The organism is Streptomyces sp. NPDC048417 (assembly GCF_040651615.1).
In the GTDB taxonomy this organism is placed as follows: Bacteria; Actinomycetota; Actinomycetes; order Streptomycetales; family Streptomycetaceae; genus Streptomyces.
Genome location: NZ_JBEZKI010000007.1, coordinates 199,814 through 222,093, shown reverse-complemented (window position 1 = coordinate 222,093; position 22,280 = coordinate 199,814). Strand labels below are relative to the sequence as shown.

Annotated in this window: 17 protein-coding genes; 2 read left to right on the top strand and 15 right to left on the bottom strand. The window is 69.4% G+C overall.

The window, feature by feature from the left end; genetic code table 11:
- Window positions 1-3 precede the first annotated feature (3 nt).
- Window positions 4-2,775, top strand: coding sequence for a fumarate reductase/succinate dehydrogenase flavoprotein subunit (locus AB0D59_RS13685; RefSeq protein ID WP_362564481.1), 2,772 nt, complete (start codon window positions 4-6; stop codon window positions 2,773-2,775).
- A 30-nt stretch (window positions 2,776-2,805) separates the two neighbouring features.
- Here AB0D59_RS13685 and recQ read toward each other — a convergent pair whose 3' ends face one another.
- Complete coding sequence (gene recQ, locus AB0D59_RS13680; RefSeq protein WP_362564480.1) at window positions 2,806-4,803, bottom strand: DNA helicase RecQ; 1,998 nt, start codon at window positions 4,801-4,803, stop codon at window positions 2,806-2,808.
- Window positions 4,804-5,144: 341 nt separating this feature from the next.
- On the opposite strand from recQ, the gene AB0D59_RS13675 reads away from it, so the two are divergent.
- Window positions 5,145-5,666 (top strand): hypothetical protein, encoded by a 522-nt coding sequence (locus tag AB0D59_RS13675; protein WP_362564478.1) that lies wholly within the window; start codon window positions 5,145-5,147, stop codon window positions 5,664-5,666.
- A 143-nt stretch (window positions 5,667-5,809) separates the two neighbouring features.
- Here the strand turns inward: AB0D59_RS13675 and nuoN are convergent, their stop codons facing one another.
- The 14 genes from nuoN to AB0D59_RS13605 are packed head-to-tail and all read right to left on the bottom strand — an operon-like array spanning window position 5,810 to window position 21,746.
- Complete coding sequence (nuoN, locus tag AB0D59_RS13670) at window positions 5,810-7,459, bottom strand: NADH-quinone oxidoreductase subunit NuoN (protein WP_362564476.1); 1,650 nt, start codon at window positions 7,457-7,459, stop codon at window positions 5,810-5,812.
- The gene (locus AB0D59_RS13665; RefSeq protein ID WP_362564475.1) at window positions 7,456-9,027 is read right to left on the bottom strand and encodes an NADH-quinone oxidoreductase subunit M; all 1,572 of its coding nucleotides are present in this window, start codon (window positions 9,025-9,027) and stop codon (window positions 7,456-7,458) included. The genes nuoN and AB0D59_RS13665 overlap by 4 nt, the downstream gene beginning before the upstream one ends.
- Window positions 9,028-9,032: 5 nt before the next feature.
- Complete coding sequence (gene nuoL / locus AB0D59_RS13660) at window positions 9,033-10,928, bottom strand: NADH-quinone oxidoreductase subunit L (protein ID WP_362564473.1); 1,896 nt, start codon at window positions 10,926-10,928, stop codon at window positions 9,033-9,035.
- Between the two features lie 14 nt (window positions 10,929-10,942).
- Window positions 10,943-11,242: an NADH-quinone oxidoreductase subunit NuoK gene (gene nuoK / locus AB0D59_RS13655; protein ID WP_046726439.1), complete on the bottom strand. Its 300-nt coding sequence runs from the start codon at window positions 11,240-11,242 to the stop codon at window positions 10,943-10,945.
- Window positions 11,239-12,081, bottom strand: a complete 843-nt coding sequence (locus AB0D59_RS13650; protein WP_362564666.1) for an NADH-quinone oxidoreductase subunit J — start codon at window positions 12,079-12,081, stop codon at window positions 11,239-11,241. Before AB0D59_RS13650 ends, nuoK begins: the two co-directional genes overlap by 4 nt.
- A complete protein-coding gene (nuoI, locus tag AB0D59_RS13645; protein ID WP_351693993.1) occupies window positions 12,081-12,683 on the bottom strand; it encodes an NADH-quinone oxidoreductase subunit NuoI in 603 nt (200 codons plus the stop codon). Before nuoI ends, AB0D59_RS13650 begins: the two co-directional genes overlap by 1 nt.
- A complete protein-coding gene (gene nuoH / locus AB0D59_RS13640; protein WP_362564471.1) occupies window positions 12,676-14,043 on the bottom strand; it encodes an NADH-quinone oxidoreductase subunit NuoH in 1,368 nt (455 codons plus the stop codon). The genes nuoI and nuoH overlap by 8 nt, the downstream gene beginning before the upstream one ends.
- Window positions 14,040-16,544, bottom strand: coding sequence for an NADH-quinone oxidoreductase subunit G (locus AB0D59_RS13635; protein WP_362564470.1), 2,505 nt, complete (start codon window positions 16,542-16,544; stop codon window positions 14,040-14,042). The genes nuoH and AB0D59_RS13635 overlap by 4 nt, the downstream gene beginning before the upstream one ends.
- Window positions 16,541-17,890 carry an NADH-quinone oxidoreductase subunit NuoF gene (gene nuoF / locus AB0D59_RS13630; protein WP_362564468.1) on the bottom strand — a complete coding sequence of 450 codons (1,350 nt, stop codon included), beginning with the start codon at window positions 17,888-17,890 and terminating at the stop codon, window positions 16,541-16,543. The genes AB0D59_RS13635 and nuoF overlap by 4 nt, the downstream gene beginning before the upstream one ends.
- Window positions 17,887-18,744 (bottom strand): NADH-quinone oxidoreductase subunit NuoE, encoded by an 858-nt coding sequence (gene nuoE / locus AB0D59_RS13625; RefSeq protein WP_362564467.1) that lies wholly within the window; start codon window positions 18,742-18,744, stop codon window positions 17,887-17,889. Before nuoE ends, nuoF begins: the two co-directional genes overlap by 4 nt.
- Window positions 18,741-20,081, bottom strand: a complete 1,341-nt coding sequence (locus AB0D59_RS13620; protein WP_362564465.1) for an NADH-quinone oxidoreductase subunit D — start codon at window positions 20,079-20,081, stop codon at window positions 18,741-18,743. The genes nuoE and AB0D59_RS13620 overlap by 4 nt, the downstream gene beginning before the upstream one ends.
- Window positions 20,078-20,821 (bottom strand): NADH-quinone oxidoreductase subunit C, encoded by a 744-nt coding sequence (locus AB0D59_RS13615; RefSeq protein ID WP_362564463.1) that lies wholly within the window; start codon window positions 20,819-20,821, stop codon window positions 20,078-20,080. Before AB0D59_RS13615 ends, AB0D59_RS13620 begins: the two co-directional genes overlap by 4 nt.
- Window positions 20,818-21,372 (bottom strand): NADH-quinone oxidoreductase subunit B family protein, encoded by a 555-nt coding sequence (locus AB0D59_RS13610; RefSeq protein WP_362564462.1) that lies wholly within the window; start codon window positions 21,370-21,372, stop codon window positions 20,818-20,820. Before AB0D59_RS13610 ends, AB0D59_RS13615 begins: the two co-directional genes overlap by 4 nt.
- Before the next feature lie 14 nt (window positions 21,373-21,386).
- On the bottom strand, window positions 21,387-21,746 hold the full coding sequence (locus AB0D59_RS13605; protein ID WP_086791863.1) for an NADH-quinone oxidoreductase subunit A: 360 nt from the start codon (window positions 21,744-21,746) through the stop codon (window positions 21,387-21,389).
- Window positions 21,747-22,280 lie beyond the last annotated feature (534 nt).

Below are 22,280 nucleotides of genomic sequence, written 5' to 3'. Positions count from 1 at the left end.
CCGGTGACGACCCCCGCGAACGCCCCCGCGCCCGCCCCCTTGGAGATTCCCGCCGTCACCGACGTCGTGGAACTGACCTGTGACGTTCTTGTCGTCGGCGGTGGTACCGCCGGCACCATGGCGGCCCTGACCGCCGCCGAGCGCGGTGCGAACGTGCTGCTCCTGGAGAAGGCCCATGTCCGGCACTCCGGGGCGCTCGCCATGGGGATGGACGGCGTCAACAACGCGGTCGTCCCGGGGCGTGCCGAGCCCGACGACTACGTCGCCGAGATCACCCGTGCCAACGACGGGATCGTCGACCAGTCCACGGTCCGGCAGACGGCGACGCGTGGTTTTGCCATGGTCCAGCGCCTGGAGTCGTACGGGGTCAAGTTCGAGAAGGACGAGCATGGCGCGTACGCGGTCCGCCAGGTGCATCGCTCCGGTTCGTACGTACTGCCGATGCCGGAAGGCAAGGATGTCAAGAAGGTCCTGTACCGGCAGTTGCGGCGTCGTGAGATGCGGGAGCGGATCCGTATCGAGAACCGGGTGATGCCGGTGCGGGTGCTGACGGCGCAGGGGCGCGCGGTGGGCGCGGTGGGATTCAACACCCGCACCGGCGCGTTCGTGACCGTCCGCGCGGGTGCGGTGGTTCTTGCGACCGGGGCGGCCGGGCGGCTGGGGCTGCCCGCCTCCGGCTACCTGTACGGGACGTACGAGAATCCGACCAACGCCGGTGACGGTTACGCCATGGCCTACCACGCCGGTGCCGAGTTGACCGGGATCGAGTGTTTCCAGATCAATCCCCTGATCAAGGACTACAACGGGCCTGCCTGCGCGTACGTCGCCAACCCGTTCGGCGGTTACCAGGTCAACCGGCACGGTGAGCGGTTCGTCGACTCCGACTACTGGTCGGGGCAGATGATGGCGGAGTTCGCCGCCGAGGTCGCCTCCGACCGCGGCCCGGTCTACCTGAAGCTGAGTCATCTCCCCGAGGAGTCGGTCTCCGCCCTGGAGTCCATCCTGCACTCCACGGAGCGGCCCACCCGTGGCACGTTCCACTCCGGGCGGGGTCACGACTACCGGACCCATGACGTCGAGATGCACATCTCCGAGATCGGCCTGTGCGGCGGGCACTCCGCCTCCGGGGTCCGGGTCGACGACCATGCCCGTACGACCGTTCCCCGGCTGTACGCCGCCGGTGACCTGGCGTGCGTTCCGCACAACTACATGATCGGCGCGTTCGTCTTCGGGGACCTCGCCGGCGCGGACGCCTCCCAGTACGCGGCGTACGAGGGGGAGCTGCCTGCCGATCAGGTGCGTGAGGCGCACGAGTTGATCTACCGTCCGCTGCACAACCCGGACGGTCCGCCGCAGACCCAGGTCGAGTACAAGCTGCGCCGCTTCGTCAACGACTACGTGGCTCCGCCGAAGTCCGGGGCCCGGCTTTCCCTCGCCCTGGAGTCCTTCGAGCGGATGCGGGACGACATCGCCGCCATGGGTGCCCGCACCCCGCATGAGCTGATGCGCTGCGCCGAGGTGAGTTTCATCCGCGACTGCGCGGAGATGGCCGCTCGTGCCTCGCTTGCTCGTACGGAGTCCCGTTGGGGTCTCTACCACGACCGGCTCGATCACCCCGAGCGCGACGATGCCTCCTGGTTCCACCATCTCGATCTGCACAAGTCCTCCTCTGGTGGGATGGAGTTCACGGCTCGTCCCGTGGCTCCGTATCTGGTGCCGGTCGAGGAGTTCGCCCCGGTCGGCGGTCCGTCCCGGCACATCGGCGAGGTGCGTCCGCTGGACGTGGCCACGGCCGGTGCCCGTGATGTGCCGCCGGTGGCCACGGGGCCGGTGGCGGCCGGCGCCGTCCGGGCCGTGGAGCCCGACCGGGCCGAGCCGGCCTCGCCCCGTCTTCTGGAGCTCCTCGCCCTTGCCGAGGAGGAGCCCGAACTCGCTGCCCTTGAGCCCTATTTGACTGATCTCGATGCCTCGGTCCGCCGTACCGCCGTGTCGGTGCTGACGGAGACGGCTCCGGTGGGCACCGGGCGGGCGCTGGCCGGTGCGCTGGCTGATCCCGATGGCGGGGTGCGTTCGGTCGCCGCGGCCTCGTTGCGCGAGCTGGTCGAGACGCTTCCGCCCGAGCCGGCGTTGCGGGAAGCCCTGGCCGGCGCGCTCGCGGTGGCCGACCCGGTCGTCCGGGCCGCGGCGCTGGACGTGCTGCGGGCGCTGCGCCTGGGCGATGTCGGTCTGTTCGCCGCCGCTCTGTCCGACGCCGATCCGGCGGTGCGGATCGAGGCGGTGCGGGCGCTGGTCTCGGTGGACGCCGCCGAGGCCTTGGCCGACGCCGTCGCCGATCCGTCCCGGGAGGTACGGGTGACGGTGGCGAAGGCCCTCGGGACAGTGGGAGCCGCCGGGGCCGTCGCTCAGGTGGACGGTGTCCTGGACGCCCTCACCGCCCTCGCCGGTGACCCCGACGTACTGGTTCGCGGCGCCGCCTACGAGGCGCTGGCCGGCGTCGGCTGCCCGCCGCCGCTGGCCGGGAGTGCCGTGGCCGCGCTGGCCGACCCCGCCTGGCAGGTGCGTGTCGGTGCCGCCCGGGCGCTGGGTGCGGCCGGTGCCGCCGTGGCGGTGCCCGCCCTCGCCAAGTCGCTCGCTGATCCGAACGCCGACGTCCGCAAGGCGGCCGTTCTCGCCCTGACCCGGCATTCCGGTGCCGAGGAGGCCCGCGCGGCGCTGGCCACGGCGACGGCGGATTCGGACGCGGATGTCAGGGCGTATGCGGCGCGGGGGCTCTGAGCAGGGCCCCCGTGCCGGGGCCGGATCGGGCTATATCCAGTCCTCCGGCTCCGGCTCCGCGTCCATCTCGGGCCAGTGGTCCTCGTCCCCGGTCCCGGCTGTCGCGGGGGCGGGGCCGGAGGCAGGTGAGGACGGTGTCTTCAGGGACGCCAGCACTCCGAGCACGCCCTCCCCGTAGGTGATGAGCTTCTTCTCGCCGACGCCGCCGACGGTGGCCAGTTCGGCGATCGACTCGGGCCACCGGCCGACGATCTCCCGGAGCGTGGCGTCGTGGAAGATCACGTATGCCGGTACGCCCTGTTCGCGGGCCTGTTCGGCACGCCAGGCGCGGAGTGCCTCGAATGCGGGGAGCAGGTCCTCGGGCAGCTCTGCCGCAGCGGCTTTCGCCTTGCCCTTGCCGGAGGTCCCGGACGTCCCGGAGGACCGGGAGAGCACGGGCTTCTTCGGCTCCTTGCGGAGCGGAACCTCCCGTTCCCGCCTCAGTACCGTGCCGCTGGCCTCGGTGAGCACCAGCGTGCCGTACTCGCCCTCGACGGCCAGCAGCCCCTGGGCGAGCAACTGCCGGACGACGCCCCGCCATTCGCCTTCGTCGAGGTCGGTGCCGATACCGAAGACGGACAGCTGATCGTGGTCGAACTGTATGACCTTGGCGGTGCGCTTGCCGAGCAGGATGTCGACGATCTGGACGGCGCCGAACTTCTGTCCACGTTCGCGCTGCAGTCGTACCACCGTGGAGAGGACCTTCTGGGCGGCGACGGTGCCGTCCCAGGTCTCCGGTGGGGTGAGGCAGCTGTCGCAGTTGCCGCAGCCCTCCGGGGCGGGGTCCTGTCCGAAGTACTTGAGCAGTTGCCCGCGCCGGCACTGGACGGTCTCGCACAGGGCGAGCATCGAGTCGAGGTGCGCCTGGGCGCGGCGGCGGAACGCCTCGTCACCCTCGCCGGACTGGATGAGTTTGCGCTGCTGTATGACGTCGTTGAGGCCGTAGGCCATCCAGGCGGTGGAGGGCAGGCTGTCGCGGCCGGCGCGGCCGGTCTCCTGGTAGTAGCCCTCGACGGACTTGGGCAGGTCGAGGTGGGCGACGAAACGGACGTCGGGTTTGTCGATGCCCATGCCGAAGGCGATGGTGGCGACCACGACCAGGCCGTCCTCGCGCAGGAAGCGGGACTGGTGGGCCGCACGGGTGCCGGCGTCCAGGCCGGCGTGGTAGGGGACGGCCTCCACGCCGTTGCGGGTCAGGAATTCGGCCGTGGATTCGACCGACTTGCGGGAAAGGCAGTAGACGATGCCCGCGTCGCCTTCGTGTTCCTGGCGGAGGAAGGTGAGCAGCTGTTTCTTGGGGTCGGCCTTGGGGACGATCCGGTACTGGATGTTGGGCCGGTCGAAGCTGGCCACGAAGTGCCGGGCGGTCGGCATGTGCAGCCGCTGGGTGATCTCCTCGTGGGTCGCGTGGGTCGCGGTGGCCGTGAGCGCGATGCGCGGGACGTCCGGCCAGCGTTCGCCGAGGAGGGAGAGCGCCAGATAGTCGGGGCGGAAGTCGTGGCCCCACTGGGAGACGCAGTGCGCCTCGTCGATCGCGAAGACGGCGATCTTGCCGCGGGCGAGCAGGTCCAGCGTGGAGTCCAGGCGCAGCCGCTCCGGCGCCAGGTAGAGCAGGTCGAGCTCTCCGGCGAGGAACTGGGCCTCGACCACGCGTCGCTCGTCGAAGTCCTGGGTGGAGTTGACGAACCCGGCGTTCACGCCGAGGGCGCGCAGGGCGTCCACCTGGTCCTGCATGAGCGCGATGAGCGGTGAGACCACGATGCCCGTACCGGGTCTGACCAGGGCGGGGATCTGGTAGCACAGCGACTTTCCGCCGCCGGTGGGCATGAGGACGACGGCGTCTCCGCCGGCCACCACATGCTCGATGATCGATTCCTGCTCGCCCCGGAAGGCGTCGTACCCGAAAACCCTGTGCAGCGTGGCCAGTGCCTCGCTGTCCGCCGGTCCGGGCGTCTGCCGCGTCCCCGGCGGCTCGGTCGTCCCTGGCATCTCGTCGGTTCCGCCCGTCCCACCCATCGTCGTGTCCCCCGTACGTCGTCCCTCGACCACTGCCTCCACGATAGGGGCACGGACCGACAGCGCCGGAGTTATCCACAGGCCCGCCGCCCGGGAAAGGAACGCGGGGACGGGCATGGGGACGGACGCGGGCAGGGGATCGGGGAGGGGTCGGGGGCGAGGTCCCCCGTCGGGCGGTGTCCTCAGTCCTTTGGCCGTCCTCGCGTGGCGGCCCGGAAGCGGCGCGGGCCATGCTGCACGGGCGGGACCGGGGAGGCCCGCGTTGTACGGAGGCGCCGCACTCGCGTGCCTCTTCCGCCCCAAGGAGCATCAGGATGTCTCTCAGGTCCCGCACCGCCGGCGCCGTTCTGGCGCTGGCCGTGCCGTTCGCTCTGGCCTCGGTTCCCGCCGACGCGACTCCTGTCCCCGAGGCCGACCCGTTCGTGTGGACGGATGTGACCCCGACGTACACGGCGACCGCGGACTACCAGTACGAGCCGTTCGCGGTCACGGACGGGTACACGCGCGCCGGCGACTGCACCAAGGACGCCGCGACCGGCAAGGGAGGCGCGGGCTACCACTACGTGAACGCCGCCCATGTCGGCAGCCTCGACCCGGCCGAGCCCGCTGGTCTCCTGTACGAGACCGACAGCGACGGCGGCCGTGCCCTGGTGGGGGTGGAGTGGATCGTGCGCGCCGGCAGCGCTACGACCGCGCCGACGCTGTTCGGACAGACGTTCCAGGGCCCGGCGACGCTGCCCGGTGTCGGCTCCGTGTACACGCTGCGCGCCTGGATCTGGAAGGACAACCCGAGCGGTCTGTTCGCGCCGTGGAACCCGACGGTGACCTGCCCGTAGCCGCGGCCGGCGTGGTGACTCGCCGGTAGCCCGTATCCCTGCGGCCCCGTATCCCCCGTAACCCTGTGGCCCCTGTGCCGCGCACGCGCGCGTGGGCCCCGGCTCCTGGCGGGGAACCGGGGCCCACGGCCGCACGGGAGGGGTCAGCGCACGAAGACTCCCGCCTGGCTCGCCAGGTCCAGGAAGTACTGCGGTGCCACACCGAGTACCAGCGTGACCGCGACGCCGACGCCGATCGCCGCCATGGTCAGCGGTGACGGGACGGCGACCGTGGGCCCGTCGGGCCTGGGCTCGCTGAAGAACATCAGCACGATCACGCGGATGTAGAAGAACGCGGCGATCGCCGAGGAGATCACACCGACGACGACCAGTGGGGCCGCCCCGCCTTCCGCCGCCGCCTTGAACACGGCGAACTTCCCGGCGAAGCCGGAGGTCAGTGGGATACCCGCGAAGGCCAGCAGGAACACCGCGAAGACGGCCGCGACCAGCGGTGAGCGACGGCCGAGGCCGGCCCACTTGGACAGGTGGGTGGCCTCGCCACCGGCGTCGCGCACCAGGGTGACCACGGCGAAGGCGCCGATGGTCACGAAGGAGTACCCGGCCAGGTAGAACAGGACGGACGACACGCCGTCCTTCGAGGTCGCGATGACACCCGCGAGGATGAATCCGGCGTGCGCGATCGACGAGTAGGCGAGCAGTCGCTTGATGTCGGTCTGGGTGATCGCGACGATCGCACCGCCCAGCATGGTGATGATGGCGACGCCCCACATGACCGGCCGCCAGTCCCAGCGCAGGCCGGGCAGGACGACGTACAGCAGGCGCAGCAGCGCGCCGAACGCGGCCACCTTGGTCGCCGCGGCCATGAAGCCGGTCACCGGGGTGGGCGCGCCCTGGTAGACGTCGGGCGTCCACATGTGGAAGGGGACCGCGCCGACCTTGAAGAGCAGGCCCATGACGACCATCGCGGTGCCGATCAGGAGCAGTGCGTCGTTGCCCATGGTGCCGGCGAGGGCGGGGTCGATGCTGGTGACGGTGCCGTCGACGACCTGGGAGATGGTGGCGTACGACACCGAGCCGGCGTAGCCGTACAGCAGGGCGATGCCGAACAGGGTGAACGCGGAGGCGAAGGCGCCGAGCAGGAAGTACTTGACCGCGGCTTCCTGGGACATGAGGCGCTTGCGGCGGGCCAGGGCGCACATCAGGTAGAGCGGGAGGGAGAAGACCTCCAGGGCGACGAAGAGCGTCAGCAGGTCGTTGGCCGAGGGGAACACCAGCATGCCGGCGACCGCGAAGAGGAGCAGCGGGAAGACCTCGGTCGTGGTGAAACCGGCCTTCACCGCGGCCTTCTCGCTGTCGCTGCCGGGTACGGAGGCGGCCTGTGCGACGAAGGAGTCGACGCGGTTGCCGTGGGCGGCCGGGTCGAGGCGGCGTTCGGCGAAGGTGAACAGGCCGAGGAGGCCGGCCAGCAGGATCGTGCCCTGCAGGAACAGGGACGGTCCGTCGACGGCGATGGCGCCCATCGCGGCGATGTGGGCCTTGGTGGTGCCGTATCCGTCCGCGGCGAGTGCGACGACCGCCGCGAAGGCCGCGCACAGGGCGACGGCGGAGACGAAGACCTGCGCGTAGTAGCGGGCTTTGCGTGGGACGAACGCCTCGACGAGCACCCCGACGAGCGCCGCGCCGAGCACGATCAGGGTGGGGGACAACTGTCCGTATTCGATCTTCGGCGCGTCGATCTTCGAGATCGGCTCGGCCGCGGTTGTCCACAGGCTGTGGACGGCTGCTGCGCTCACTTGGCCGCCTCCACTGCGGGCTTGGGGTCGGTCTTGTGTACGTCCGACATGGTCTGTTTGACCGCCGGGTTGACGATGTCCGTGACGGGCTTCGGGTAGACGCCCAGGAAGATCAGCAGGACGATCAGCGGGGTGACGACCACGAGTTCACGCGCGCGTAGGTCGGACATCGCGGAGACCTCCGGTTTCACCGGGCCCGTCATCGTCCGCTGGTAGAGGACGAGGGTGTAGAGCGCGGCGAGGACGATGCCGAAGGTGGCGATGATGCCGATGGCCGGGTAGCGCGTGAACGTGCCGACCAGGACCAGGAATTCGCTCACGAAGGGGGCGAGTCCCGGTAGCGACAGGGTGGCCAGGCCGCCGATCAGGAAGGTGCCGGCGAGCACCGGGGCGACCTTCTGCACACCGCCGTAGTCGGCGATGAGCCGCGAGCCGCGCCGGGAGATCAGGAAGCCGGCGACCAGCATCAGCGCGGCCGTGGAGATGCCGTGGTTGACCATGTAGAGGGTGGCGCCGGACTGGCCCTGGCTGGTCATCGCGAAGATGCCCAGGATGATGAAGCCGAAGTGCGAGATGGACGCGTAGGCGACCAGGCGCTTGATGTCCCGCTGGCCGACGGCGAGCAGCGCGCCGTAGATGATGCTGATCACGGCGAGGACGAGGATGGCGGGTGTCGCCCACTTCGATGCTTCCGGGAACAGCTGGAGGCAGAAGCGGAGCATCGCGAACGTGCCCACCTTGTCGACGACCGCCGTGATGAGCACGGCGACCGGGGCGGTGGACTCCTGCATGGCGTTGGGCAGCCAGGTGTGCAGCGGCCACAGCGGCGCCTTCACCGCGAAGGCGAAGAAGAAGCCGAGGAACAGCCAGCGTTCGGTGCTGGTCGCCATGTGCAGCGAGCCGTTCGCGCGGGCCTGCGCGATCTCGGCGAGGGAGAAGTTCCCGGCGACCACGTAGAGGCCGATCACCGCGGCCAGCATGATCAGGCCGCCGACCAGGTTGTAGAGGAGGAACTTCACGGCGGCGTACGACCGCTGGGCCGCCGCGTTCTCGTCGGAGCCCGCGTGGGCACGGTCCCCGAAGCCGCCGATGAGGAAGTACATCGGGATCAGCATGGCTTCGAAGAAGATGTAGAAGAGGAAGACGTCGGTGGCCTCGAAGGAGATGATCACCATCGCCTCGACGGCCAGGATCAGGGCGAAGAAGCCCTGGGTGGGGCGCCACCGCTTGCTTCCGGTCTCCAGCGGGTCGGCGTCGTGCCAGCCGGCCAGGATGATGAACGGGATCAGCAGGGCGGTCAGTGCGAGCAGGGCGACCGCGATGCCGTCGACGCCGAGTTCGTACCGGACGCCGAAGTCACTGATCCAGGCGTGGGATTCGGTGAGCTGGTAGCGGGCGCCGCCCGGGTCGAAGCGGACCAGGACGACGATCGCCAGCACGAGCGTGCCGAGCGAGACCAGCAGCGCAAGCCATTTCGCGGCGGTGCGCTGTGCGGCCGGTACGGCGGCCGTGGCGAGGGCCCCGACGGCGGGGAGCACCGCCGTCGCTGTCAGCAGAGGAAAGGACATCGGTATCAGACCGCCCTCATCAGCAGGGTCGCGGCGACCAGGAGGGCAGCGCCGCCGAACATCGAGACCGCGTACGAGCGCGCGTAGCCGTTCTGGAGCTTGCGCAGCCGGCCGGACAGCCCACCGAAGCCCGCCGCCGTGCCGTTGACGACGCCGTCAACCAGGGTGTGGTCGACATATACAAGGGAGCGGGTGAGGTGTTCGCCGCCGCGGACCAGGACGACGTGGTTGAAGTCGTCCTGGAGGAGGTCGCGGCGGGCCGCTCGGGTGAGGAGCGAGGCGCGCGGGGCGACGGCGGGGACGGGACGGCGACCGTACTGCAGGTAGGCGATGCCGACGCCGATGATCAGGCAGACCATGGTGGCGCCGGTGACGACACCCGCGCTGATCGGGGAGTCGCCCTCGCTGTGGCCGGTGATCGGCTCCAGCCAGTGCAGGAAGCGGTCGCCGATGCTGAAGAAGCCGCCGGCGAAGACCGAGCCGATCGCCAGGACGATCATCGGGATGGTCATGACCTTCGGGGACTCGTGCGGGTGCGGCTCATGACCGTGCTCATCGGGCTGCCAGCGCTTCTCGCCGAAGAACGTCATCAGCATCACGCGCGTCATGTAGAAGGCGGTGATGGCCGCGCCGAGCAGGGCGCAGGCGCCGAGGATCCAGCCCTCGGTGCCGCCCTTGGCGAACGCCGCCTCGATGATCTTGTCCTTGGAGAAGAAGCCGGACAGGCCCGGGAAGCCGATGATGGCGAGGTAGCCGAGGCCGAAGGTGATGAAGGTGACCGGCATGTACTTGCGCAGGCCGCCGTACTTGCGCATGTCGACCTCGTCGTTCATGCCGTGCATGACGGAGCCCGCGCCGAGGAACAGCCCGGCCTTGAAGAAGCCGTGCGTCACCAGGTGCATGATCGCGAAGACGTAGCCGATCGGGCCGAGGCCGGCGGCGAGCACCATGTAGCCGATCTGCGACATGGTCGAGCCGGCGAGGGCCTTCTTGATGTCGTCCTTCGCGCAACCGACGATCGCACCGAACAGGAGCGTGACGGCGCCGACGACGGTGACGACCAGTTGCGCGTCGGGGGCCGCGTTGAAGACCGCTCCGGAGCGGACGATGAGGTAGACGCCGGCGGTCACCATGGTCGCCGCGTGGATGAGGGCCGAGACCGGGGTCGGGCCCTCCATGGCGTCCCCGAGCCAGGACTGCAGTGGTACCTGGGCGGACTTGCCGCAGGCGGCGAGCAGCAGCAGCAGGCCGATCGCGGTGAGCTTCCCCTCGGAGGCGTCGGTCGCGTGGCTGAGGACCGGGCCGAAGGCGAACGTGCCGAACGTCGTGAACATCAGCATGATCGCGATCGACAGGCCCATGTCGCCGACCCGGTTGACCAGGAACGCCTTCTTCGCGGCGGTGGCCGCGCTGGGCTTGTGCTGCCAGAAGCCGATCAGCAGGTAGGAGGCGAGACCGACGCCCTCCCAGCCGACGTACAGCAGCAGGTAGTTGTCGGCGAGGACGAGCAGCAGCATCGCCGCGAGGAACAGGTTGAGGTAGCCGAAGAAGCGGCGGCGGCGCTCGTCGTGCTCCATGTACCCGATCGAGTACAGGTGGATGAGCGAGCCGACGCCGGTGATCAGCAGGACGAACGTCATCGACAGCTGGTCGAGGCGGAAGGTGACGTCCGCCTGGAAGCCGGCGACCGGGACCCAGGTGAACAGGTGCTGCATCAGGGTGCGGTGTTCGGGGTCCTTGCCCAGCAGGTCGGCGAAGAGGATCACGCCGAACACGAAGGAGGTCGTCGACAGGAGCGTGCCGATCCAGTGGCCCACGCCGTCCAGGCGGCGGCCGCCGACCAGCAGGACGGCCGCTCCGAGCAGGGGCGCCGCGATCAGCAGCGCAATCAGGTTCTCCACGATTCAGCGACCCCTTACAACTTCATCAGGCTGGCGTCGTCGACCGAGGCCGAGTGGCGGGTACGGAACAGCGACACGATGATCGCGAGCCCGACCACGACCTCCGCGGCGGCGACGACCATCGTGAAGAAGGCGATGATCTGGCCGTCGAGATTGCCGTGCATCCGGGAGAAGACGACGAACGCGAGGTTGCAGGCGTTGAGCATCAGCTCGATGCACATGAAGACGACGATCGCGTTCCGTCTGATCAGCACACCGGTGGCGCCGATCGTGAACAACAGGGCGGCGAGATAGAGGTAGTAGACCGGGTTCACTTCGACGCCTCCTCGGGCCGCTTGAGGTTCTCCGGCTCGATCGGGGTCCGCTCCAGCCGTTCCTCGGCGCGCTGTTCCAGGGCCCGCAGGTCGTTGAGGGCCTCCGCGGACACGTCACGGATCTGACCGCGGTCGCGCAGCGTCTTGTTGACCGTGAGCTCGGACGGGGTGCCGTCGGGCAGCAGGCCGGCGATGTCGACGGCGTTGTGCCGGGCGTAGACGCCGGGGGCGGGCAGCGGCGGCAGGTGCTTGCCGTCGCGGACGCGCTGTTCGGACTGCTCGCGCTGGGTCTTGGCGCGCTCGGTGCGCTCACGGTGGGTGAGCACCATGGCGCCGACGGCCGCGGTGATGAGCAGGGCGCCGGTGATCTCGAAGGCGAAGACGTACTTGGTGAAGATGAGGGCGGCGAGGCCTTCCACATTGCCGTTGGCGTTGGCCTGGCCGATGCCGTTGAAGTTCTTGAGGGAGGCGTTGGCGATGCCCGCGAAGAGCAGGACGCCGAAGCCGACCCCGCACAGAAGGGCCAGCCAGCGCTGGCCCTTGATGGTCTCGGTCAGGGAGTCGGCGGCGGTCACGCCGACCAGCATCACCACGAAGAGGAACAACATCATGATCGCGCCGGTGTAGACGACGATCTGCACGATGCCCAGGAAGTAGGCGCCGTTGGCGAGGTAGAACACCGCCAGGACGATCATGGTGCCGGCGAGGCAGAGGGCACTGTGCACGGCCCTCTTCATGAGGACGGTGCCCAGGGCGCCGATCACGGCGACGGTGCCGAGGACCCAGAACTGGAAGGCCTCCCCGGTGGAGGTGGTGTAGGCGGCGAGCTGCGGGCCCATCATGCCTCCACCCCCTCTTCGTCCGGCTTCTCGCCCTTCGAGACGGCCACCTGCTGGACGGTCCCGGGCGCGGCCTCGGTCACCAGGCCCCGGTAGTAGTCCTGTTCGTCGGTGCCCGGGAAGATCGCGTGCGGGCTGTCGACCATGCCGTCCTCCAGGCCGGCGAGCAGCTGCTCCTTGGTGTAGATGAGGTTGGCGCGGCTGGTGTCGGCGAGCTCGAACTCGTTGGTCATCGTGAGCGCGCGCGTGGGGCACGCCTCGATGCACAGGCCGCACAGGATGCAGCGGGCGTAGTTGATCTGGTAGACGCGGCCGTAGCGCTCGCCCGGCGAGTAACGCTCCTCGTCGGTGTTGTCGGCGCCCTCCACGTAGATGGCGTCGGCGGGGCAGGCCCAGGCGCACAGTTCGCAGCCGATGCACTTCTCCAGGCCGTCCGGATGGCGGTTGAGCTGGTGCCGTCCGTGGAACCGCGGGGCCGTGGTCTTCTTCTGCTCCGGGTACTGCTCGGTCAGCCGCTTCTTGAACATGGCCTTGAAGGTCACGCCGAAGCCGGCGACGGGATTCAGGAAACCGGGCTCGGTCTCCTTGGGCTCCTCAGCCATCGGACGCCTCCTTTCCATCCGTAGATCCGTCACTGACAGTGTCCGGCCCGCCACTGACAATCAGCTCCCGCTCCCGGCGCGGGCTGCGCCGGGGCACCGGCGGCAGCTCCTGCCCGGGCAGCGGCGGCACGGGGAACCCGCCTGCCATCGGGTCGAACGCGACCGGTTCGGCGGCGGGCTGCGCGGCCTCCTTGCCGCCCTTGTCGCGGAACATGTCGACGACGAAGGACAGGAGCAGCAGGGCGAGGACTCCGCCGCCGACGTAGAGGGCGATGTCGGCGAAGTCGTAGTTCTCGTTGCGGAGGGTCCGTACGGTGGCGACGAGCATCAGCCAGACGACCGAGACCGGGATGAGGACCTTCCAGCCGAGCTTCATCAGCTGGTCGTAGCGCACCCGCGGAAGGCTGGCGCGCAGCCAGACGAAGACGAACAGCAGCAGCACGACCTTGGCGACGAACCAGAGCATCGGCCACCAGCCGTGGTTGGCGCCCGCCCAGACGGTGCTGAGCGGCCAGGGGGCCCGCCAGCCGCCGAGGAACAGCGTCGTCGACACGGCCGAGACGGTCACCATGTTGACGTACTCGGCGAGCATGAACATCGCGAACTTGATCGACGAGTACTCGGTGTTGAAGCCGCCCACCAGGTCGCCCTCGGACTCCGGCATGTCGAAGGGGGCGCGGTTGGTCTCGCCGACCATGGTGACGACGTAGAGGATGAACGAGACCGGCAGCAGCACGATGTACCAGCGGCCCTGCTGCTGGGCGACGATCGTGGACGTCGACATCGAGCCCGAGTACAGGAACACCGACGCGAACGCGGCGCCCATGGCGATCTCGTAGGAGATCATCTGCGCGCAGGAGCGCAGGCCGCCGAGGAGCGGGTAGGTGGATCCGGAGCTCCAGCCGGCGAGGACGATGCCGTAGATGCCGACGGAGGCGACCGCGAGGATGTAGAGCATCGCGATCGGCAGGTCGGTGAGCTGCATCGTGGTGCGGTGGCCGAAGATCGAGACCTGGTTGTCGGCCGGTCCGAACGGGATAACCGCGATGGCCATGAACGCGGGGATGGCCGCGACGATCGGCGCGAGGATGTAGACGGCCTTGTCCGCGCGTTTGACGATGAGGTCTTCCTTGAGCATCAGCTTCACGCCGTCGGCGAGCGACTGGAGCATGCCCCAGGGGCCGTGCCGGTTGGGGCCGATGCGCAGCTGCATCCAGGCGATGACCTTGCGCTCCATGACGATGGAGATCAGCACGGTCACCATCAGGAAGGCGAAGCAGAAGACCGCCTTGATGACGACCAGCCACCAGGGGTCGCGGCCGAACATGGAGAGGTCTTCAGCAGCGAGGTACGGGTTCATGCCTCCACCTCCTTGGGGGCCTCACCGGCGGTGGCCGCCGGGCCGATACGGACGAGGGAGCCGGGCAGCGCCCCGGTGTCGGAGGCGACGCCGCCGCCCACGGAGTTCAGCGGGAGCCAGACCACGCGGTCGGGCATCTCGGTGATCCTGAGCGGGAGTTCGACGGTGCCGGCGGCCGAGGTGACGGCGACGAGGTCGCCGTTGTCGATGCCGGCTTCGGCGGCGGTCGCGGCGGACAGGCGCGCGTGGGCGGTGTGCCGGGTGCCGGCGAGGGCCTCGTCGCCTTCCTGGAGGACGCCCTGGTCGAGGAGGAGCCGGTGTCCGGCGAGCACGGCCTCTCCGGCCGCCGGCCGCGGCAGCGGTCCGGCCGTCTCCAGCGGTTCGGAGGCCTTCGGCCCGTCCCAGGCGCCGAGCCGGTCGAGTTCCGCGCGCGTGGTGCGCAGGTCGGGCAGGCCGAGGTGGACGTCCATGGCGTCGGCGAGCATCTGCAGCACGCGCGCGTCGGTGGGCGCCAGCCGCCGGGTCATCTGCTCGGGCTTGAGCGCGGCCTCGAAGAACCGCACCCGGCCTTCCCAGTTGAGGAAGGTGCCGGCCTTCTCGGCGACGGCGGCGACCGGGAGGACGACGTCGGCGCGCTCGGTGACCTCGCTGGGCCGCAGCTCCAGCGACACCAGGAAACCGACGGCCTCGAGGGCCGCACGCGCGCGCGTGGGATCGGGCAGGTCGGCGACCTCGACGCCGGCCACCAGGAGGGCCGACAGTTCGCCGCGGGCGGCGGCCTCGACGATCTGGCCGGTGTCGCGGCCGTAGCGGAGCGGGAGTTCGGACACGCCCCAAGCGGCGGCGACCTCGTCACGCGCGCGTGGGTCGGTGGCCGGGCGGCCGCCCGGCAGCAGCGACGGCAGCGCGCCCGCCTCGATCGCGCCGCGCTCCCCGGCCCGGCGCGGGATCCACACCAGCTGTGCGCCGGTGGCGGTGGCGGCCCGTACGGCGGCGGTCAGGCCGCCGACGACCGACGCCAGCCGCTCACCCACGACGATGACCGCGCCCTCGGCGCGCAGCGCCTCGGCGGCCTGTGTGCCGGGCTCCTCCAGGCCGACGCCGCCCGCGAGGGCGTCCAGCCATTCGGTCTCGGTGCCGGGGGCGGCCGGCAGCAGCGTGCCGCCGGTCTTCTCCAGGCCGCGGGTGGCGTGCGTGGCGAGGGAGAACACCTTCTGCTTGCGCTTGCGCCAGGCCTTGCGCAGCCGCAGGAAGACGCCGGGCGCCTCCTCCTCGGACTCGAACCCGACCAGCAGCACGGCCGGCGCCTTCTCCAGGGCGGTGTACGTGACGCCCGTGCCGTCGAGATCGCGGCCGCGGCCGGCGATCCGCGCGGCCAGGAAGTCGGCCTCCTCGCCGCTGTGCACGCGCGCGCGGAAGTCGATGTCGTTGGTGTCGAGCGCCACGCGCGCGAACTTGCTGTACGCGTAGGCGTCCTCGATGGTGAGCCGGCCGCCGGTGAGGACGCCGGCCCGGGAGCGGGCGGCGGCCAGTCCCTGGGCGGCCGCGTCGAGCGCCTCCGGCCAGGAGGCGGGTTCGAGCACGCCCTGGGCGTTGCGGACCAGCGGGGTCTCCAGGCGGTCCTTCTGCTGCCCGTAGCGGAACGCGAAGCGTCCCTTGTCGCAGATCCACTCCTCGTTGACCTCGGGGTCGTTGGCGGCGAGCCGCCGCATGACCTTGCCGCGCCGGTGGTCGGTGCGGGTGGCGCAGCCGCCCGAGCAGTGCTCGCACACGGACGGCGAGGAGATCAGGTCGAAGGGGCGGGAGCGGAAGCGATACGCCGCCGAGGTCAGCGCGCCCACCGGGCAGATCTGGATGGTGTTCCCGGAGAAGTACGACTCGAACGGGTCGCCCTCGCCGGTGCCGACCTGCTGGAGCGCGCCGCGTTCCAGGAGCTCGATCATCGGGTCGCCGGCGACCTGGTTGGAGAACCGGGTGCAGCGCGCGCACAGCACGCACCGTTCGCGGTCGAGGAGCACCTGGGTGGAGATCGGGACGGGCTTCTCGAAGGTGCGCTTCTTGCCGTGGAAACGGGACTCGGTGTTGCCGTGGGACATCGCCTGGTTCTGCAGCGGGCACTCGCCGCCCTTGTCGCAGACCGGGCAGTCCAGGGGGTGGTTGATGAGCAGCAGCTCCATCACCCCGTGCTGGGCCTTCTCGGCGACCGGGGAGGTGAGATGGGTCTTCACGACCATGCCGTCGGTGCAGGTGATCGTGCAGGACGCCATGGGCTTGCGCTGGCCCTCGACCTCGACGATGCACTGGCGGCAGGCACCGGCCGGGTCCAGCAGGGGGTGGTCGCAAAAGCGCGGGATCTCGATGCCGAGTTGCTCGGCGGCGCGGATGACCAGGGTGCCCTTGGGCACGCTGATCTCCACGCCGTCGATCGTCAGCGTGACGAGGTCCTGCGGCGGGACCGCCGCCGTTCCCCCTGAGGAGGGGGAACTCGTGGTCACGGTCATGCGTTCACCTCCGGGCGGTCCGCCCAGGCCGTCGACTTGGCCGGGTCGAAGGGGCAGCCCCGGCCCGTGATGTGCTGTTCGTACTCCTCGCGGAAGTACTTCAGTGAGGAGAAGATGGGGGACGCGGCGCCGTCGCCGAGGGCGCAGAAGGACTTGCCGTTGATGTTGTCGGCGATGTCGTTCAGCTTGTCGAGGTCGGACATCACGCCCTTGCCTGCCTCGATGTCGCGCAGCAACTGCACCAGCCAGTAGGTGCCTTCGCGGCACGGGGTGCACTTGCCGCAGGACTCGTGGGCGTAGAACTCGGTCCAGCGGGTGACGGCGCGCACCACGCAGGTGGTCTCGTCGAAGCACTGGAGGGCCTTGGTGCCGAGCATGGAACCGGCGGCCCCCACTCCTTCGTAGTCGAGAGGGACGTCGAGGTGCTCGTCGGTGAACATGGGCGTCGAGGAGCCGCCCGGCGTCCAGAACTTCAGGCGGTGGCCGGTGCGGATTCCGCCGCTCATGTCGAGGAGCTGGCGCAGGGTGATGCCGAGCGGTGCCTCGTACTGGCCGGGGCTGGCGACATGGCCGCTGAGGGAGTAGAGCGTGAAGCCGGGTGACTTCTCGCTCCCCATCGACCTGAACCAGTCCTTGCCCTTTTGCAGGATGGCGGGAACCGAGGCGATGGACTCGACGTTGTTCACAACAGTCGGGCAGGCGTAGAGCCCTTCGACAGCCGGGAAGGGGGGACGCAGTCGCGGTTGACCACGGCGGCCTTCGAGCGAGTCGAGCAGTGCGGTCTCCTCACCGCAGATGTACGCGCCGGCGCCGGCGTGCACGGTGAGGTTCAGGTCGAGACCGCTGCCCAGGATGTTCTCGCCGAGGTAGCCGGCCGCGTAGGCCTCGCGCACGGCCTCGTGCAACCGCCGCAGGACGGGGACGACTTCACCACGCAGGTAGATGAAGGCATGCGACGACCGGATGGCGTAGCACGCGATCACGATGCCCTCGATGAGGCTGTGCGGGTTCGCGAAGAGGAGCGGGATGTCCTTGCAGGTCCCGGGCTCCGATTCGTCGGCGTTGACAACCAGATAGTGCGGTTTGCCGTCTCCCTGCGGAATGAACTGCCACTTCATCCCGGTCGGGAATCCCGCGCCACCACGGCCGCGCAGACCGGACTCCTTGACGTAGGCGATCAGGTCGTCCGGAGACATGGCGAGCGCCTTGCGGAGCCCCTCGTATCCTTCGTGCCTTCGGTAGACGTCCAGGGACCAGGACCGGTCCTCGTCCCAGAAGGCCGACAGCACGGGTGCGAGCAGCTTCTCGGGGCTGGTGTCCTTGAGGTCGGGTACCACCGTCATCACTCCCCCTCCTCGGCGGCAGGCCCTGCCGGGTGCGACGGGTCGGAGGCCGAGGTCTCCTGCGGCGCATCATGGGAACTGAGGTGCTCGGCCGGTGACGGCTCGTGCACCGTCCGGTCCTGCGGACCCGGGCGCGGATGGACCACGCGCGCGGGTGCGGACTCTCCCCTGGCCAGGCGGAGGCCCACCAGGGACGCGGGTCCGGCGCTTCCGCTCTCCTCGACGGCCCCGGGCCGCTCGTCGGGGAAGCCGGCCAGGATCCGCGCGGTCTCCTTGAAGGTGCACAGCCGGGCCCCGCGCGTGGGCTCGACGTCCCGGCCGGCGCGCAGGTCGTCGACCAGGCGCCGGGCGCTCGCCGGGGTCTGGTTGTCGAAGAACTCCCAGTTGACCATCACGACCGGCGCGAAGTCGCAGGCCGCGTTGCACTCGATGTGCTCCAGGGTGACGCTGCCGTCGTCGGTGGTCTCGCCGTTGCCGACGCCCAGGTGCTCCTGGAGGGTCTCGAAGATGGCGTCGCCGCCCATCACCGCGCACAGGGTGTTGGTGCAGACGCCCACCTGGTAGTCGCCGGAGGGCTTGCGCCGGTACATGGTGTAGAAGGTGGCGACCGCGGTGACCTCCGCCGTGGTCAGCTTCAGTACGTCGGCGCAGAACCGCATCCCGGTGCGCGTGACGTGTCCCTCCTCCGACTGCACGAGATGCAGCAACGGCAGCAGCGCGGACCGGGAGTCGGGGTAGCGCGCGATGATGTCGCGCGCGTCCGTCTCCAGTCGGGCCCGGACGTCGTCCGGATACGCGGGCGCGGGCAGCTCGGGCATGCCCAGGCTGACGCCCCGCTCCGAAGAAGAGGTGTTCACCGGTCGACGCCTCCCAGTACCGGGTCGATGGACGCGATGACGACGATGACGTCGGCCACCTGGCCGCCCTCACACATCGCCGCGATGGCCTGCAGATTGGCGAAGGACGGGTCGCGGAAGTGGACCCGGTAGGGGCGGGTGCCGCCGTCGGAGACGACGTGCGCCCCGAGTTCGCCCTTGGGTGACTCGATGGCCGTGTAGACCTGTCCGGGCGGGACCCGGAAGCCCTCGGTGACCAGCTTGAAGTGGTGGATCAGGGCTTCCATGGAGGTGCCCATGATCTTCTTGATGTGGTCGAGGGAGTTGCCGAGTCCGTCCGGTCCCAGGGCGAGCTGAGCGGGCCAGGCGATCTTCTTGTCGGCGACCATGACCGGTCCGGGCTGGAGCCGGTCCAGGCACTGCTCGACGATCCTGAGCGACTGGCGCATCTCCTCCAGGCGGATCAGGAAGCGGCCGTAGGCGTCGCAGGTCTCGGCGACGGCGACGTCGAAGTCGTAGTTCTCGTAGCCGCAGTAGGGCTGGGACTTGCGCAGGTCGTGCGGCAGGCCGGTGGCCCGCAGGATGGGCCCGGTGGCGCCGAGGGCCATGCAGCCGGCCAGGTCCAGATAGCCGATGCCCTGCATACGGCCCTTGAAGACGGGGTTCCCGGTGGCGAGCTTGTCGTACTCGGGGAGGTTCTTCCGCATCTTCTTGATGAACTCGCGGATCTGGTCGACCGCGCCGGGCGGCAGGTCCTGGGCGAGTCCGCCGGGGCGGACGTACGCGTGGTTCATCCGCAGGCCGGTGACCAGCTCGAAGAGGTCGAGAATCATTTCACGATCACGGAATCCGTAGATCATGAGTGTGGTGGCACCCAGCTCCATGCCGCCGGTGGCGATGGCGACCAGGTGCGAGGACATCCGGTTCAGCTCCATCAGGAGCACCCGGATGATCGTCGCGCGGTCGGGGACCTGGTCCTCGATGCCGAGGAGTTTCTCGACGCCGAGACAGTAGGCGGTCTCGTTGAAGAAGGACGTCAGGTAGTCCATGCGCGTGACGAAGGCGGAGCCCTGCGTCCACGTGCGGTACTCGAGGTTCTTCTCGATGCCGGTGTGCAGATAGCCGACGCCGCAGCGGGTCTCGGTGACGGTCTCGCCGTCGATCTCCAGGATCAGCCGGAGCACCCCATGGGTGGAGGGGTGCTGGGGACCCATGTTGACGACGATGCGTTCGTCGTCGGCGCGGGCCGCGGACTGGACGATCTCGTCCCAGTCGCCACCGGTGACCGTGTACACGGTGCCCTCGGTGGTCTCGCGCGCCGAGGCGGTCGACGCGGCGGATGCTGACTGTGTGCTCACGAGTACGACCTCCGCTGGTCCGGAGCCGGGATCTGGGCGCCCTTGTACTCGACGGGGATGCCGCCGAGGGGGTAGTCCTTGCGCTGCGGATGGCCCTGCCAGTCGTCGGGCATGAGGATCCGGGTCAGGGCCGGGTGACCGTCGAAGACGATCCCGAAGAAGTCGTAGGTCTCCCGTTCGTGCCAGTCGTTGGTCGGATAGACCGAGACCAGGGACGGGATGTGCGGGTCGGCGTCCGGGGCGCTGACCTCCAGCCGGATCAGCCGGTTGTGGGTGATCGAGCGCAGGTGGTAGACGGCGTGCAGCTCACGGCCCTTGTCGTGGAGGTAGTGGACGCCGCTGACGCCGGTGCACAGCTCGAACCGGAGCGCGGGGTCGTCGCGCAGGGTGCGGGCGACGCGCGGCAGGTGCTCGCGTTCGATGTGGAAGGTGATCTCGCCGCGGTCGACGACCGTCTTCTCGATGGCGTTGCCGGGCAGCAGGCCCTGTTCCTCCAGGGCGCCCTCCAGTTCGTCGGCGACCTCGTCGAACCAGCCGCCGTAAGGACGGGTCGCCGGTCCCGGGAGCCGGACCGAGCGGACCAGGCCGCCGTAGCCGGAGGTGTCGCCGCCGTTGTTCGCGCCGAACATGCCGCGCTGGACACGGATCTCCTCGCCGCCCTGGCCGCGCTGGCCGGGGAGGTTGTCGGTGGCGAGGTCCTTCTCGGGGTTGGCCCCGTTGTGGCCGTTCGCGTCGCTCACCGCAGCAGCCCCTTCATCTCGATCAGGGGCAGAGCCTTGAGCGCCGCCTCCTCCGCCTCGCGGGCCGCTTCCTCGGCGTTGACGCCGAGCTTGGAGGACTGGATCTTCTGGTGGAGCTTGAGGATCGCGTCCAACAGCATCTCGGGGCGGGGCGGGCAGCCGGGCAGGTAGATGTCGACCGGGACGATGTGGTCGACGCCCTGGACGATGGCGTAGTTGTTGAACATGCCGCCCGAGGAGGCGCAGACGCCCATGGAGATCACCCACTTCGGGTTGGGCATCTGGTCGTAGACCTGCCGCAGGACGGGCGCCATCTTCTGGCTGACCCGGCCGGCGACGATCATCAGGTCGGCCTGGCGCGGTGAACCGCGGAAGACCTCCATGCCGAACCGCGCCAGGTCGTACCGGCCCGCTCCCGCCGTCATCATTTCGAAGGCGCAGCAGGCGAGGCCGAAGGTGGCGGGGAAGACGGACGCCTTGCGTACCCAGCCCGCGGCCTGCTCGACGGTGGTCAGCAGGAAACCGCTCGGCAGCTTTTCTTCGAGTCCCATGACTTAAAAGCTCCTCAGTCCCATTCCAGGCCGCCGCGCCGCCATACGTACGCGTACGCGACGAAGACGGTGAGCACGAAGAGCAGCATCTCCACGAGCCCGAAAACACCCAGGGCGTCGAAGGTGACGGCCCAGGGGTAGAGGAAGACGATCTCGATGTCGAAGACGATGAAGAGCATCGCCGTCAGGTAGTACTTGATCGGGAAACGCCCGCCGCCGGCCGGCGTGGGGGTCGGCTCGATTCCGCACTCGTAGGCTTCGAGCCTGGCGCGGTTGTACCGCTTCGGACCGATCAGCGTGGCCATGACCACGGAGAAGATCGCAAAGCCTGCCCCGAGGGCTCCCAGTACGAGGATGGGCGCATACGCGTTCACCGCTCCTCGCTCCTCTCAGTCGGCACTGACTGGTGGCGGTTCGACCGGGCCCCACTTGCCTCATCCGTCACGCGAACCCCGCACGTCCCGGGCGAAGATCGCGAACATGTGAAGCAGGTCACAAGCCCAGCTGCCTCGCATCTTATGCCCGTCGCTCTGTGATCTGCGACACGGGGTATTACACAAGCTTTGTGATCTCCACCACCTGACGATCGATCATGAAGTCGGATGAGTGGTGATCTTCGCACCCGAAGCGTTCAGCTGATCACCAGAGGTGACATTTTCCACTGTCCGCGCAGGCGGGAGCCGGTTTCGAGCAGGCGTCTCTATATCAAGAGGGTTCCTCTGCATGCAAATTCGCGATGGACGGACCGTCTTGATAGGGGACCGCGTTCACACATCAGAGGGAGGTGCGGGAGGTGATGTGGACGCGTGCACACGTTCACGAACTCGGGCGGGCTCGACCCGCACACGAGACGCACCCCTCCCGGTAACCGTTCCGTGACCTCCGCCACATTGATGAGAGGACCCTGA

What these genes read in the sequence shown, in the direction of transcription:
- recQ (WP_362564480.1), bottom strand. Translation starts at nt 4,803, where the DNA reads ATGCCAGGGACGACCGAGCCGCCGGGGACGCGGCAGACGCCCGGACCG.
- AB0D59_RS13675 (WP_362564478.1), top strand. Translation starts at nt 5,145, where the DNA reads ATGTCTCTCAGGTCCCGCACCGCCGGCGCCGTTCTGGCGCTGGCCGTG.
- AB0D59_RS13635 (WP_362564470.1), bottom strand. Translation starts at nt 16,544, where the DNA reads ATGACCGTGACCACGAGTTCCCCCTCCTCAGGGGGAACGGCGGCGGTC.
- nuoH (WP_362564471.1), bottom strand. Translation starts at nt 14,043, where the DNA reads ATGAACCCGTACCTCGCTGCTGAAGACCTCTCCATGTTCGGCCGCGAC.
- AB0D59_RS13610 (WP_362564462.1), bottom strand. Translation starts at nt 21,372, where the DNA reads ATGGGACTCGAAGAAAAGCTGCCGAGCGGTTTCCTGCTGACCACCGTC.
- nuoI (WP_351693993.1), bottom strand. Translation starts at nt 12,683, where the DNA reads ATGGCTGAGGAGCCCAAGGAGACCGAGCCCGGTTTCCTGAATCCCGTC.
- AB0D59_RS13650 (WP_362564666.1), bottom strand. Translation starts at nt 12,081, where the DNA reads ATGGGCCCGCAGCTCGCCGCCTACACCACCTCCACCGGGGAGGCCTTC.
- AB0D59_RS13665 (WP_362564475.1), bottom strand. Translation starts at nt 9,027, where the DNA reads ATGTCCTTTCCTCTGCTGACAGCGACGGCGGTGCTCCCCGCCGTCGGG.